The organism is Bifidobacterium aemilianum (assembly GCF_003315635.1).
Lineage (GTDB): Bacteria > Actinomycetota > Actinomycetes > Actinomycetales > Bifidobacteriaceae > Bifidobacterium > Bifidobacterium aemilianum.
The window spans coordinates 88660-103261 of record NZ_PDCG01000004.1 but is presented as its reverse complement, the minus strand read 5'-3'; the positions used below and the strand labels follow the sequence as shown (position 1 = coordinate 103261).

Sequence of the window (14602 nt, the reverse complement as noted above, 5' to 3'; positions counted from 1 at the left end):
CCTTTGTTGGAGTCGGAACATGATAAGCATCGAAGGACTGATTCAGCCCTTCGGGCAGCGAACCGTGCTCGACCAGGTCACATTCACGGCCGAAGACGGTAAGGTGACCGGTTTTTTGGGGCCCAATGGGGCGGGCAAATCCACCACCATGCGGGCCGCTCTAGGGCTCATCAGTCCCGATGGAGGCCAGTGCCTGGTGGATGGGAAACCCTATCAAACCCTATCCTCGCCAATGACCACCGTCGGGGCCGTGCTTGATGCCAAGTCGGCCCATAAGGGCAGGTCCGCCTATGCGCATCTTATGGCCCTGGCCGCCAGCAACAGGATTCCCCGGAGCCGGGTCGACGATGTCATCGCCCTCACCGGCATCGACAGCGTCAAGAAGCGTCGGTCCGGCAGCTTCTCCCTGGGTATGAGCCAGCGGCTCTCCATCGCGGCGGCCCTCCTGGGAGATCCCCATAACCTCATCCTGGACGAGCCCATCAACGGCCTGGACCCGGAGGGAGTCAAGTGGGTCCGCGAGCTGTGCCGCTTCTATGCCGCCCAGGGGCGGGCTGTGCTCCTGAGCTCCCACCTGATGAGCGAGGTCGCCCTGACCGCGGACAATCTGGTCATCATCGGGCAAGGGAGGATTCTGGAGACCACCACCGTCACCGACTTCCTCAATGAGCACTCGGCAAAATCCATTCGGGTGGTCACTTCGGAGGCAGCCAAGTTGCGGGCCATCTTCGCCCGCTCTCCCCAGGTCCAGGTCCTACCGGTGGAGCGCCAGTCCACCGACCCCCAGGAGGGTGAGGTCTTCCGCATCATTGGAGCCGAACTACTCCAGGCCGCCCAGGTCTTCGCCCAGGCACAGCTGCTGGTCTACGAACTGGTTGAGGAACATGCTTCGCTGGAGGAGGCCTACATGACCCTGACCCACCCCCAGGTCCAATACACGAGCCGGGAGCTGCCCGGTGAGGCGCCGATTAGCTACGGGCAGGCCCCCCTGCCTCCTGCAGGGCAGGCAATTGCTGGTTATCAGAGCAATGGGACCCAAGCATTCCCGCCGGTCGCCAACGGTGGGGCCAATGCTGCTGGGCAGGTCAATTCATTGCGTCACATGAGCGGCAGGGAAATGAAGGAGGGCAGGCAATGAGCCAGTTCGACAATCAGCAGGGCGGCCAGGAGCCTTCCCACCCTATGCCCTCCAGTCCACAACCTCCCAGTCCTCAACCGTCCACGGCTCCGCCTTCTGCCTCCCAGCCTTCTACTGTTCGAGGCATTGGCGACCTTCAAGGTGGACGCCAGCCTTCTAGCCCACAGCCCTCCATTGTTCGGTCCTCCACTGTTCAGCCCCCCAACCCTCAGTCTTCTACCCCTCAGCTATACGGTCCTCAGCCTTCCATGGCTTTGCCCCATACCGTTAGGCCTTCCGCAGCGGCGGGGCAGGCGGGCGCGCAACCGTCCGCTCCTATGGTGCCGCCCACCTCCACTGGCGGTTACACCACCGGCCGTCGCATGTCGTCAAACCATGTCCGCATCGGTCTGCTGGGCTGTATTCGCAGTGAGATCATCAAGCTCGTATCCCTGGCTTCCACCTGGTGGCTGATGGGCTTGACCGTGTTGCTGCCACCTGTGCTGACGGCCCTCTCGGTCTTCGTTATGAAGATGACCATCTCCCTTGATTCTCCCAGCGACATGGTCAAAGGCCAGCCCACATCCCTGGATTGGGCCAACATATGGACCCTGATTGGTGGCACGGCCACCACCGTGGACCTGGTGGTCGGCATCTTCGGCATCATGGCCATCACCAGCGAATTCTCCACAGGGGCCATCGTGTCGTCCCTGGTGGTCAACCCCAAGTGTTCCCTCTTCATGCACGCCAAGGGCCTGTCACTCTTCATCTTCAGCTACCTGGCCGCCCTGCTGGGCTTGCTCTGCTCCTGGCTGGTGGCCCTGGTCATGGTCAGTGGCCAGAAGGTCACCGCCCTGCCGGACTCCAAGGCTTACGGCCCCTGGGTGATTGTGCTTGGTGTGCCCCTGATTCTGGCGGTCCTATCCCTCCTGGCCCTTGGCCTGGGTGCCATCTGCCGGTCCACCAGCGGGGGTATCTGCGCCTATCTGGGCATCTTCATGTTCCTGTCTACTGTGGTTGGCATCATCTCCACGATCAGCAAGCAGGCGAAATGGGTCAACTCGGTAACCGTCTGCCTGCCGGACAGCGCCCTGGTCAGCTTCGCCGGTGCCGGTATCCAGGAGTCCGGGGGGGGGGGGTCCGGGTCCGAAGGCCTCTTCAATCCGGCCTGGTGGCAAAGCGGCCTGATACTCCTAGCCTGGGCGGCATTCTTCTACCTGCTGGGACTGCTGGTCTTCAAGCGCAGGGACATCAGCTGAGGCCAGGCCATGGGCGGTCTTGCGGGTCGCGGATTGCGGCCTTTGCAAGGTAACCCCGCTGTCATCTCTTGCTCATATAGTTGAGGGCATGCCTACTTTTACACGAGAAGAAATCGAGCATCTGGACGACCTGGCCCGGATAGCGCTCACGGACGAGGAGATTACCCGTCTGCAGGGCGAGCTCAACGTCATCGCCGACTCCATCAACAAGGTGCAGGAAGTCGCCTCCGACGACGTGCCACCCACCGCCAACCCCATACCCTTGGAGGCCTACCTGCGCCCTGACGTGGCCCAGACCCCCCTGACCCAGGAGGAGGCCCTCTCCGGCGCCCCCCGGGCACAGGCCGGTATGTTCGTGGCACCGCAGATCCTAGGGGAGGAGTGACCATGAGCCAAGCAACCGAACTGGTCAAGCTGACCGCAGCCCAGATGGCCGCCAAGATCAAGGCAAAGGAGGTCTCCAGCCGGGAGTTGGTCGACGCCGAGCTCGATGTCATCGAGTCCGCGGAGCCCTCCATCGAGGCCTTCCTGCACGTCTCCGCCGACGAGGCCCGGGCCCAGGCTGACGCCTTCGACGCCAAGCTGGCCAAGGGTGAGGCCGAGGGCCTGCCCGAGCTGGCGGGTGTTCCCATCGCCATCAAAGACATGATCGTCACCAAGGGCATTCCCACCACGGCCGCCTCCAAGATTCTCGAGGGCTGGGTGCCTCCTTACGATGCCACGGTCATCGAGAAGCTCAAGGCAGCCGGCATGCCCCTGCTGGGCAAGACCAACCTGGACGAGTTCGCCCAGGGGTCCTCCACCGAGCATTCGGCCTATCAGCTGACCCATAATCCTTGGGACACCGAGCGTGTGCCCGGTGGTTCCGGCGGTGGTTCCGCCTCAGCGGTCGCGGCCTTCGAATCTCCTCTCGCCCTGGGAACGGACACCGGCGGCTCCATCCGCCAGCCCGGCGCCCTGACCGGCACCGTGGGTGTCAAGCCGACCTATGGCGGCGTCTCCCGCTTCGGCGCCATCGCCATGGCCTCCTCCCTGGACCAGATCGGCCCGGTCTCCCGCACGGTGCTGGACGCGGCCCTCCTGCAGGAGGTCATCGGCGGCCACGACAAGCGTGACTCCACCTCCATTCCCATGGACGTGCCCGCCCTGGCCGCCGCAGCTCGCCAAGGTGCCAAGCGCGACCTCAAGGGCGTGAAGGTCGGCCTGGTCAAGGAGTTGGCTGGCGAGGGCTTTCAGCCCGGTGTCGAGGCCCGCTTCAATGAGGCCGTCAAGCTGCTGGAAGGCATGGGTGCCGAGGTCGTGGAGGTCTCCTGCCCCCGCTTCCCGTACGCCCTGGCCGCCTACTACATCATCATGCCCTCCGAGGTCTCCTCGAACCTGGCCCGCTATGACGGCATGCGCTACGGCCTGCGGGTCATGCCCCCCGCCGGTGTGCCCCAGACGGCCGCCAACATGATGTCCTACACCCGTGAGGCCGGTTTCGGCGACGAGGTCAAGCGTCGCATCATCCTGGGCACCTACGCCCTGTCCGCCGGCTACTACGACGCCTGGTACGGCAAGGCCCAGCAGGTCCGTACCCTGATCATCGAGGACTTCGCCAAGGCCTTCGAGCAGGTCGACGTGCTGATCTCCCCGACCTCGCCATCCACCGCCTTCAAGTTCGGCGAGAAGATGGACGACCCCCTGGCCATGTATGTCAACGATATCGCCACCATCCCCGCCAATCTGGCGGGAACCCCGGCCATGTCCATCCCCGCCGGCCTGTCGGATGACGGCCTGCCGGTCGGCTTCCAGTTCATCGCCCCCCAGAAGCGCGACGAGCTCATGTACAAGCCGGCCGCTGCCTTGGAGGCGGCCCTTGAGGAGCAGTGGGGTGGCCCCATCCACCAGTCGCTCAAGACCCCCTGGCTCGAATCCCTGAACAAGTAAGCATCGGAAGGAACACCTATCATGGCTGAAAAATTGTTGAAATACGCCGATGCCGTCGCCAAGTACGATCCGGTCTTCGGTCTGGAGACCCACGTTGAGCTCTCGACCAACACCAAGCTCTTCTGCCCGGCCCATATCGAGTTCGGCGGCGAGCCCAACACCCAGCTGACCCCGGTCTCCCTGGGGCTGCCCGGCTCCCTGCCAGTCGTCAACCAGACGGCCATCGACTACGCCATCAAGCTGGGTCTGGCCCTCCACTGCGACATCGCCGAGTGGAGCCAGTTCGCCCGGAAGAACTACTTCTACCCGGACATGCCCCGCGACTACCAGATCTCCCAGTTCGACAAGCCGCTGAACGGTGAGGGCTACCTGGACGTGGAACTGGAGGACGGTACCGTCTTCCGGGTGCCCATCGAGCGTGCCCATGTTGAGGACGACGCCGGCAAGAACACCCACGTTGGTGGGGCCGACGGCCGCATCGAGGGCGCCGACCACTCCCTGGTCGATTACAACCGGGCCGGAGTGCCGCTGATTGAAATCGTCACCAAGCCCATCGAGGGGGCCGGCGACCGCGCCCCCGAGATCGCTGGTGCCTACATGCGGGCCATCCGCGACATCGTGCGGGCCCTGGGCATCTCCCATGCCCGGATGGAGCAGGGCAACATGCGCGCCGATGTCAACATCTCCCTGCGCAAGGGTTCTGACGCGCCCCTGGGCACCCGGTCGGAGACCAAGAACGTCAACTCCTTCCGTGGCATCGAGAAGACCCTGCAGTACGAGATTCGCCGGCAGGCAGCCATCCTGGATGAGGGTGGGGAGATTCTGCAGGAGACCCGCCACTGGGACGAGGCCAGCCAGTCCACCGCCGGCGGCCGTGTCAAATCCGACGCCGACGACTACCGCTACTTCCCCGACCCCGACCTGGTCATGGTCCACGTGACCAAGGAGCACATCGAGGAGCTCAAGGCCCAGATGCCCGAGATGCCCCACGAGCGCCAGAAGCGGCTCCAGAAGGAATGGGGCTTCTCTGACATCGAGCTGCGCGACGTGCTCAACGCCGACGCTCTGGACCTGGTCGAGGCCACTGTCGCTGCCGGCGCCTCGGCCGCCGGAGCCAGGAAGTGGTGGTTGGGGGAGCTCTCCCGCGAGGCCAACGCCCAGTCGGTGTCCTTGGAGGAGCTGCCCATCAGCCCCGAGGATGTCGCCCAGGTCGAGCAGCTGATCGCCGATGGCAAGCTCAACGACAAGCTGGCCAAGCAGACCGTCTCCGGCGTGCTGGCAGGTGAGGGCAAGCCCCAGGAGGTCGTGGCCAAGCACGGCTACGAGGTCGTCTCCGACGACGGAGCCCTGGCTGCCGCCGTCGACCAGGCCCTGGCCGACAACCCTGATATCGCCGAAAAGCTCAAGTCCGGCAATATGAAGCCCATGGGCGCCATCATCGGCGCCGTCATGAAGGCCACCCGTGGCCAGGCCGATGCCAAGGCCGTGACCAAGCTGGTCATGGAGAAGATCAAGGGCTGACCCGCATGCATGGTTGGCTGGCGGGATTGCCCCTGTCGGCCTGACTGTCAGGTCTCGTTCGGCGGCCGGAGTTGGGACTGTTCCCAGCTACGGCCGCCGGTATGCTTGCGCGTTCCTGGCCGCCACGGCAAGTGCCCCGCCCAGACCCGCTCAGAGGAAAGCATTCCCCTGGGTGGGGTTACCGAGTAGCATGGAAGCCAGCGCCATCGTATACACGTCTATGAGGAATGAAGCGAATGCCTGTCAAGCCTGAATCACCGTCATCTACGGCAACGGCACGAACCTTGCCTGGACGTATAAGCATTCCCACCATCCGTGGGGAAATGGTGCACCTGCGCCCCGCCACACTGGCCGACCTGCCCCTCCTGGACGAGCTTGAGGCCTTCCATAATGCCTCGACCATAACCGGCAAGGATCCGGCTTCCGAGCGCCTGGCTGTTCGAGCCTGGGTCCGTCGGTCCGTGGCCTGGGTCAACGGGAAGGCTTCCTCCGATACCGGTGGGGGCGACCCGGAATCCCGCCGTACCGTGGCCTGGGCCATACAGACGGATAGTGACCATGATGGCGACGGCCAGTCTGATGCTACGAGCACCGGCAATGTCATCGGCATGGTCTTTCTCATCGACATCGATGGCTGGGGGCGTTCGGCCCGCATCCAGGTGATCCTGGGCAAGGACTACCGGGGGCGTGGCTATTCGCGCGACGCCATGCCCAGGGTCATGACCTATGGATTCGCCAGTGAGCCGGTCGGCCTGGGCCTCCACCGGATCTGGGTGGCGGTTCCCGAAAAGAACGCCCGGTCACTCTCGGTCTACCAGTCCCTGGGGTTCGTGCCCTCCGGCACCTCCCGTGACGCCTTGTGGGACGCGGAGAACGACAAATACCAGGACCTGATTGTTATGGACTCCCTGGTCGATGAATACGACCCCATCCAATCCCTCGATGCCTTCGGCATGCATGTGATCGAGGAGAACCCCGGTGTGCGCGAGGCCCTGGCAGCTCGGGAGCACTCCCTGGCCCTCCGGCAGAAGCTGGCCGATTCGCAGGAGCTCCAGGCCAATCGTCAGAACAGCAAGGAAAATCAAGCGGTGGGGGCTCCTGGAAGCACGGCTGGCCAGGTGGCTGGCGGGACTGCTTCATCAGCGGGACCGGCCATAGCGCCGGAGCAGGTGGCGGACCCACAATCCGCACCCTCGCCAGACCAGCAACAGCCGGCCGCCCTCGCCTCCCAGCCCGCGCAGCAGGATGATGGCTCAGATGCCCGCTGGCTCACCCCTGAGAGTCGTAAGCCCTCCAAGGCCGCCTGGTGGCGTAATCTGGGGCGGAAGCATAAGGATGCCCACGAGGATGAGAACTCTGCCGAACAGAAGGGGAAGTGATGAGCGCCGAGGATCTTGACAACTACGAGACCCAGGCCGAACTGGCCCTGTACAAGGAATATCGTGACGTCATCAAACTCTTCACCTACGTGGTGGAGACCGAACGCCGGTTCTACCTGGCCAACAAGGTCGATTTCAATGTCCGTTCAGCCGGCCAGGATGTCTATTTCGACGTCAGACTGACCGATGCCTGGGTCTGGGATGTCTACCGTTCCAGCCGGTTTGTCAAAAACGTGCGTATTGTTACCTTCAAGGATGTCAACGTGGAGGAAGTGCAGAAGTCCGATATAGACATTCCCGAGTCGATTGGTTAACAAGCTGTCCGTAGATGTGTACAGGCGGGCTGCACACTAGCGTTGTATCAACGGTTCCGCACCAGGAATGGTCGGATTGGCGGCGGAGTGCCCCATCGTCTTACCGCTGTTTGGGTTGTATTGGTGTACATGTCATTCCAATGCTGTTGTTCGTGCGCCTGACCGCGTATGCTGTACTGTGATTTGTTGGATTTTCAGGAGGTTATAGTGTCCGAAAAGCAATCTGTGGTGATTATCGGTGGTGGACCCGCCGGTCTGACCGCTGCTTGGGAACTGATTAAGGACGGCGGAGCCGACCGGTTTGATGTGACGGTGCTGGAAGGCACCCGCGCATTCGGCGGTATCTCCCGGACTGTCAAGCACAACGGCAACCGTATGGACATTGGCGGCCACCGCTTCTTCTCCAAGGATGAGCGGATCATGGACTGGTGGAAGAACGTGCTGCCCCTCCAGGGTGCCCCCTCCTACGACGACAAGAAGCTCGGCCGTGAGCACGATCTGGAACCCGGTGGCCCGGACCCGGAGAAGACCGACAAGGTCATGCTCAAGCGCCACCGCATCTCCCGCATCTTCTGGAACCGTCACTTCCTGGACTACCCGATCTCCCTGTCTCCAGGCCTCTTCAAGGCCCTGGGCTTCAAGCTGACCATGAAGGCCGGCTTCTCCTACCTCAAGTCCATGTTCCACAAGCTGCCCGAAGACAACTTGGAGAACTTCTACATCAACCGTTTCGGTCGTCAGCTCTACTCCATGTTCTTCGAGGGCTACACCGAAAAGCTGTGGGGCCGTCACCCCAGAGAGATCTCCGCCGACTGGGGTGCCCAGCGGGTCAAGGGTCTGAGCGTGGTGGCCGTGCTCAAGAACGCCATTGATAAGATGCTGCCCAAGAAGCGTTCCAACCAGGAGGTCGAGACCTCGTTGATCGAGGAGTTCTGGTACCCCAAGCTGGGCCCCGGGCAGCTCTGGGAGACCGTTGAGGAGAACTGCGAGCAGGCCGGTGTCAAGGTGCTGACCGATGCCCAGGTGACTGAGATACGCCAGGAGCATGGCCAGGTCACCTCCGTGATCTACCGCGATTCCGATGGCAAGGCCACGGAACTCAAGGCCGACCAGTTCATCTCCTCCATGCCCATCAAGGACCTGGTCAACGCCCTTGATGCGGCCAAGGGAGCCGTGGCCGAGACCGGCGAGGGCAAGAGCCTGGTTCCTGCCGACATGAAGACCGTTGCCAACGGCCTGCCCTACCGTGACTTCGTCACCGTGGGCCTGCTGGTCAAGCACCTGCGTATCAAGAACACCACCGACATCCCCACCCTGGGCAACCCACCCATCGTGCCGGACTGCTGGATCTATGTGCAGGACCCTGGCTACAAGGTCGGCCGCATCCAGGTCTTCAACAACTGGAGCCCCTACCTGGTCAAAGATGTTGACAACACCGTATGGGTCGGCCTCGAATACTTCTGCGAGGAGGGCGACGACTTCTGGAATCTCTCCGATGAGGAGGCCACCCAGCTGGCCATCAAGGAACTGACCCGCATGCGGATCATCAATGGCCCGCAGGATGTGCTCGACTCCCACCGTGAGCGCGTCAAGAAGGCCTACCCGGCCTACTTCGACACTTACGCCCAGATGCCCGAGCTGGTGGAATACCTGGACTCCTTCGGCAATCTCTACTGCGTGGGCCGCAACGGCCAGCACCGTTACAACAACCAGGACCACTCCATGGCCACCGCCATCGAGGCCGTCGACAACATCAAGACCGGCAAGACCTCCAAGCGCAATGTCTGGTCGGTCAACACCGACAAGTCCTACCATGAGAGCAAGAAAGGCTGAGCCGGTGAACTGACGGCGCCTAGGAATCAGTGCCGCAACAGGCCCTGACACTGTGCGGGCAATCGGAACAGCGGCGTTTGCCATGGCGAGCCCAGACCAAGTTTTGGTCTGGGCTCGCTTGTTTACGACCAATTCCCCTAGGCCCATCGGGAGCGTTCTGGCACGCCGGTTTTGCGCTGGTCTGACCGGAGTTGTACAGTAAGTACAGGTTTGGCGGTCATGTGTTCATGATGCCAAACATTCATCTGCGGGTATACTCCGCATCTTTTTCATATAGCTCTCAGGCTCTGCCGAAGAGAGGGCCAAGGAAAGGCTAATACCAGTGGCAACAAGCCAGAATATTGAAGACATGAAACTGCCTGAGCTCAAGCAGCTCGCCAAGCAGATGGGGCTGAGGGGCACGTCAACGATGCGTAAGCCTGACCTTATAGCTACGCTTCAGGCAGCCCGCAACGGGGGACAGGCGCCGGAGGGTGTCACTGTCAAGGCGGCAGCAAGCCCGGCATCTTCGGGTGCGGACACGCAGGCGGCTGAGCATGCCGGGCGGGCGGCGAAGAGCACAGAGGCCGGGGCGTCTGCTGCGCCGGCCCATGGAGCCGATGACAAGGACCTGCCTTCGGACGGTGAGGGAAACGGTAACCAGCCCTTTGAGGTCCGTCGTCGGCAGCGTACCCGACCAACCGCTGACAGCTCCGCTGCGACCAGTCGCTCAGGCCGTTCCGAGAACAGGTCGGATTCAGCCTCCGCAGGTCATGATGGGGAGGAATCCCAGGATTCGCGCCAGACGAAGGTTCAACCCGATACCCTTCTGGATCAGCTGGACCTGGACCTGCCCGAAAGCCAGGGACATGGCCGCTCCCGTCAGGCCATCCGGTCTGACCGCGACGGCAATGACCGCTGCGCTTCCAAGAATGAGGGCCAGGGCCGTCGCACCCGTCGGATTGCTGACGATGACCTGCCCCGCCGCCGGCGGCGCAATGAGGGTCAGTCCCGCCACGCCGAGGAGGAGGTCCGGGATCTCGATGACATCCTTTCCGCCTTACCTGATGATGAGGCCCAGCAGCAGTCAAGCCATGGTGAAGGGTCTTCGGCCGATCACGGCATGGCCCGTCGTGGCCGTGGCCATGAGCACGCCAACGGTGCCGACCGCTACGGCAACCGCCGTATGCGCGGACGCGACCGAGACCGTGATTACGATTATGAGGACCGTTCCGAGCGGGAAGGTCGGCACGACTCCCACCGCGAGGAGGCTGATCTGGTTCCTGTGGCCGGCATCATCGACGTGCTCGACTCCTACGCCTTCGTGCGGACCTCCGGCTATCTGCCCGGGCCCAACGATGTCTACGTATCCATGGGTCAGATCAAGAGGTACAGCCTGCGCAAGGGCGATGCCGTCCAGGGCTACACCCGCCCCCCGCGTGAGGGTGACCGCCGCAACCAGCGGCAGAAGTTCGTGCCCCTGCACTCGATCGAGACGATCAATGGCATGAGTGTGGAGGAGGCCGCCGGCCGCCAGCATTTCTCCAAGCTGACCCCCCTCTACCCGCAGGAGCGCCTCAGCCAGGAGAGCGCACCCAACAACATCACCGGTCGCCTCATCGACATCGTGTCCCCCATCGGCAAGGGCCAGCGTGGCCTGATCGTCTCCCCGCCCAAGGCCGGCAAGACCATCACCCTGCAGAACATCGCCAACGCCATCTCGACCAACAATCCCGAGGTCCACCTGATGGTGGTCCTGGTGGATGAGCGGCCCGAGGAGGTCACCGATATGGAGCGGACCGTCCAAGGTGAGGTCATCTCCTCCACCTTCGACCGCCCCGCCTCCGACCACACGACCGTGGCCGAGCTGGCCATCGAGCGCGCCAAGCGACTGGTGGAGCTGGGGCAGGACGTGGTGGTCCTCTTGGATTCCATGACCCGCCTGGCCCGTGCCTACAACATCGCCGCTCCGACCTCCGGCCGCATCCTTTCCGGTGGTGTGGACGCTCAGGCCCTCTATCCGCCCAAGAAGTTCTTCGGCGCCGCCCGCAACATCGAGAACGGCGGCTCTCTGACCATCATCTCCTCGGCCCTGGTGGAGACCGGGTCCAAGATGGATGAGGTCATCTTCGAGGAGTTCAAGGGTACCGGCAACATGGAGCTGCGCCTCTCCCGCGAGCTGGCTGACAAGCGTCTCTTCCCGGCCATTGATGTCAATGCCTCCGGCACCCGCCGCGAGGAGCTCATCACCCCCAAGGACGAGCTGCCGATCATCTACCGGCTCCGTCGTCTTCTGGGTGGCCTGGAGCCTGAGCAGGCCTACCAGACCCTGGTCCCCAGGCTCAAGAAGACCTCCACCAACCGGGACTTCCTCGCCGCCATCATTCAGCAGAGTGGCAACTAAGCCATAGGCCCCTGCAGGTTCATACCTGCCTTCCACAAGCCGGATACTCACGTATCCGGCTTCGTCATATCTTCGCTCCTCACCCCCTTGCCCGGCTCACCCCAACTTCAAGTGCGATGACAAGAACCCTATGTTGCCGTCAGGAGGCACCGGAACTTGCCGGTGGGGTGAGCCGGGTTGGGGTGAGGAGTTGGGCCGGGGCCGGAGGGTGGTTATGGGAGGGGGGTACGGGTGAGGCCTGGACCGCCCTTGGCGCTAGGCTTGAGGCATGACGAAGGATGACTGGCAGGATACGACCATTGACGAGCGGCAGGCAGCGGCCCACCCTGAGATCGCGGGCCTGGTGGAGGAAGTCGGGCAGCTGAGGGCATCGGTTGACAACATCGACGGAGCCATATTGGCCCTGCTGGCCGAACGATTCAAATGCACCCGGCAGATAGGTGTGCTCAAGGCCCAGGCAGGATTCGCCCCGGAGGACCCCCAGCGTGAGCAGGTCCAAGCTGTACGCTTCCGAGCCATTGCCCTTGCGGCAGGTCTTGACCCCCAACTGGCGGAGGACTACCGGCGTTTTGCCGCCGAAGCGGCCAAGCGGCGTCACCAGGACATCGCCGAGTCCATACGCTAATACCCCATCATCCCACCGCTAGGGTACGGCCCTGAAGCCATAGGACCCAGGACTTGCCCACATTACGCATATTGCGAATACCGAGCACGCAGGGTGAGGGCAAGCGGCTTCGTGAACCACCAGAGAGTACAATGCACTGGGGAAATGAGGGGCAACCCGCCGTCCGGCCTGGGTTCGCATTCTCACATCAGTTTCGGCGGTAGTCAACCATAGCTAGAGCAGGGAGAAAGTGTCATGCTGTCACCCAGTGGGCTTGCCAAGCGTGCCTGCGCCGCTATCGTAGGCCTCGCCTTGCTGGCGGCTGCGCCCCTGGCCCTGTCGGCTTCCGCCGCTCCGGGTCCCCAGGAGCCACTCCAGGGTTCGCTTGCCCTGGCAGTGGACGGTTCCCCGGTCGACTACCGCAAGGACCAGACTGTCATGACCCTGGCTGATGGCCATGGTCGCATGGGGCGGTTGTTCGTTACCGATGACATTGAGGCGAAAGCCCCCGGGACCATCACCGAATTTGGCTTGGATGATCAGGGCAAGGCCACGCCGCGTACCATGCAGGTCCCGGAGGGCGGCAAGCTGTCGACGGCCAGTTCGGTGAGGCCCGGACTCAAGCAAGCTCCTTGGAGGCTGAAGGTCACCTACAATCTGGATGGGCCGCAGGTGCCCAGAGACCGCATCACGGGCGCCAATGGTTTCGTCAATGTCCATATTGATGTCTCACCCAACCCGGTAGTCGCCCAATCCGCGCAGCCTGGGCCTGTGCCCCTGGTCGTGTTCACGGTGCCGACCAGCGTTACCGATGGCATCACCGCCAGCCCGGGCGCGGTCGTCAGCAGGCGGCAGGGGCAGCTGCTGGCAATCGCGGTCGGCAAGCGTCAAGAGCCTACCCGGTTCGATTTCTTCTTTGACGCCAGGAACTGTTCCATGGGCTCCTTCCTACTGGCCTCGGTCGATGCCAAGGACCCAGGGCAGTTGGTGGAGGGCCTGCGGTCCCTGGCCGGCAAGGCCCACCAGCTGCCTGACCAGGCCACCGGGGGTGTCTCCAAGCAGGACAGGGCCCTGATTGAGGAACTGAAGGCCCTGCGGGATCAGGAACATGCGCAAAGCCCCAAGGCCATCGGCGAGAAGACCCAGGACTACCAGCAGGCTTTTCTAGGCTACATGTCCGCCTATGTGGGGGCCTATACCGACCATTTGAGTGGTTCCATCGGTTCCAGCACTCAGATGTCGGCCCTCCTGGGGGCCGCCGGTGAGCTTAAGGGCGACACGCCGCTCTCCCGGGCCGTCGACGACCTGGCCAATGCGGTGAATGCCATGAGTGATGCCCACGAGCATGACGGTGCGGCCCAGGCCTACGACGATGCGGTCAGGCAGATTGAGCGACGGGGCAGCGTTGGGATGGCCCAGAGGGCCAGAGGATGGTCCGGCGACCAACTGACTCAGGGGGAGCGGGACTACAAGAGCGGCCAGGACCAATTGCAGAACGCCATGATTCCATACTCCATGGCCTATACCGACTCCTATACCAGCTACCTGAGCGCTCTGACGGGCGGCAGCGCTGGTGGGGCCGCTGGTTTGAAGGCGCAGGCCCTGGCCCAGACCGAAGCAGGCAAGGCCAGCAATGATGCCCTCAAGGACAATTGGCGTAAGGTGGAGGCCGGCCTGGACTCCTTGGCAGCTGCCAGGGAGCATACAGGGCAGGCGCAAGCCTGGCAGAAGGTCGCCCAACTCTTGACGGCGCAATCCCAGCAGGGCAAGGGTTCGGACGGCTCCGCGGATGAACTGTCGTCCCGGCAGACCAGTGTGTCGCCTGGGGTGACCAGGTTGCTGTCACAGGCTGCCATGCCTGCCCGGTCCCTGGCTGGGCCCTTGGGTCTTGACGCCGACAAGCGTGAGGGGCAGGCTGTCGCTGGCCTTGTGGATTCCTCGGACATGGTTGACCAGATGGTCGGCATAGCCGACGCGTCCGCGCAGCTGGATGCCGCCGCCCTTGCCCTCATGCCTGCCCCCGGTCAGCCCTCACCGGTGCTTGTTGACGCCCTCCAGGCTGGTGCGGAAGCTGGCGGGAGTCTTGGGAACGGTGGAATGACGGGGTCGGATTTCCTTACACCCTTGAACCGCCACACTGCCTCCAGCAACTTTCTGATGGTGATAGCGCAGGGCTAGCAAGGATTCTGGATCAACGTCATGCCGACCGCATGATGACGCGCGGATATGGTTTGGGGCTACCGGCATACGTATGCCGGTAGCC

At 63.1% G+C, this 14602-nt stretch carries 11 protein-coding genes; all 11 read left to right on the top strand.

Annotated elements, in window-relative coordinates; genetic code table 11:
• Positions 1 to 19: 19 nt before the first annotated feature.
• The 11 genes from CRD60_RS05540 to CRD60_RS05490 all read left to right on the top strand — a co-directional run bounded on the left by CRD60_RS05540 (position 20) and on the right by CRD60_RS05490 (position 14517).
• Positions 20 to 1138 carry an ATP-binding cassette domain-containing protein gene (locus tag CRD60_RS05540; protein WP_113860304.1) on the top strand — a complete coding sequence of 373 codons (1119 nt, stop codon included), beginning with the start codon at positions 20 to 22 and terminating at the stop codon, positions 1136 to 1138.
• A 362-nt stretch (positions 1139 to 1500) separates the two neighbouring features.
• Entirely contained in the window at positions 1501 to 2376 is an 876-nt protein-coding gene (locus CRD60_RS05535) for a hypothetical protein (RefSeq protein ID WP_127975650.1), read from the top strand.
• An 88-nt stretch (positions 2377 to 2464) separates the two neighbouring features.
• Complete coding sequence (gene gatC, locus CRD60_RS05530) at positions 2465 to 2761, top strand: Asp-tRNA(Asn)/Glu-tRNA(Gln) amidotransferase subunit GatC (protein ID WP_113860302.1); 297 nt, start codon at positions 2465 to 2467, stop codon at positions 2759 to 2761.
• Between the two features lie 2 nt (positions 2762 to 2763).
• Positions 2764 to 4305 (top strand): Asp-tRNA(Asn)/Glu-tRNA(Gln) amidotransferase subunit GatA, encoded by a 1542-nt coding sequence (gene gatA, locus CRD60_RS05525; protein WP_113860301.1) that lies wholly within the window; start codon positions 2764 to 2766, stop codon positions 4303 to 4305.
• Positions 4306 to 4326: 21 nt separating this feature from the next.
• On the top strand, positions 4327 to 5826 hold the full coding sequence (gatB, locus tag CRD60_RS05520) for an Asp-tRNA(Asn)/Glu-tRNA(Gln) amidotransferase subunit GatB (protein ID WP_113860300.1): 1500 nt from the start codon (positions 4327 to 4329) through the stop codon (positions 5824 to 5826).
• A gap of 236 nt (positions 5827 to 6062) precedes the next feature.
• Positions 6063 to 7205 carry a GNAT family N-acetyltransferase gene (locus CRD60_RS05515; protein WP_113860299.1) on the top strand — a complete coding sequence of 381 codons (1143 nt, stop codon included), beginning with the start codon at positions 6063 to 6065 and terminating at the stop codon, positions 7203 to 7205.
• The gene (locus CRD60_RS05510; protein WP_113860298.1) at positions 7205 to 7519 is read left to right on the top strand and encodes a DUF2469 domain-containing protein; all 315 of its coding nucleotides are present in this window, start codon (positions 7205 to 7207) and stop codon (positions 7517 to 7519) included. The genes CRD60_RS05515 and CRD60_RS05510 overlap by 1 nt, the downstream gene beginning before the upstream one ends.
• A gap of 207 nt (positions 7520 to 7726) precedes the next feature.
• Complete coding sequence (locus CRD60_RS05505; protein WP_113860297.1) at positions 7727 to 9352, top strand: NAD(P)/FAD-dependent oxidoreductase; 1626 nt, start codon at positions 7727 to 7729, stop codon at positions 9350 to 9352.
• Between the two features lie 322 nt (positions 9353 to 9674).
• The gene (gene rho, locus CRD60_RS05500; RefSeq protein ID WP_113860296.1) at positions 9675 to 11735 is read left to right on the top strand and encodes a transcription termination factor Rho; all 2061 of its coding nucleotides are present in this window, start codon (positions 9675 to 9677) and stop codon (positions 11733 to 11735) included.
• Between the two features lie 268 nt (positions 11736 to 12003).
• Positions 12004 to 12360: a chorismate mutase gene (locus CRD60_RS05495; protein ID WP_113860295.1), complete on the top strand. Its 357-nt coding sequence runs from the start codon at positions 12004 to 12006 to the stop codon at positions 12358 to 12360.
• 234 nt (positions 12361 to 12594) lie between these two features.
• Positions 12595 to 14517 carry a hypothetical protein gene (locus CRD60_RS05490; RefSeq protein WP_113860294.1) on the top strand — a complete coding sequence of 641 codons (1923 nt, stop codon included), beginning with the start codon at positions 12595 to 12597 and terminating at the stop codon, positions 14515 to 14517.
• Positions 14518 to 14602 lie beyond the last annotated feature (85 nt).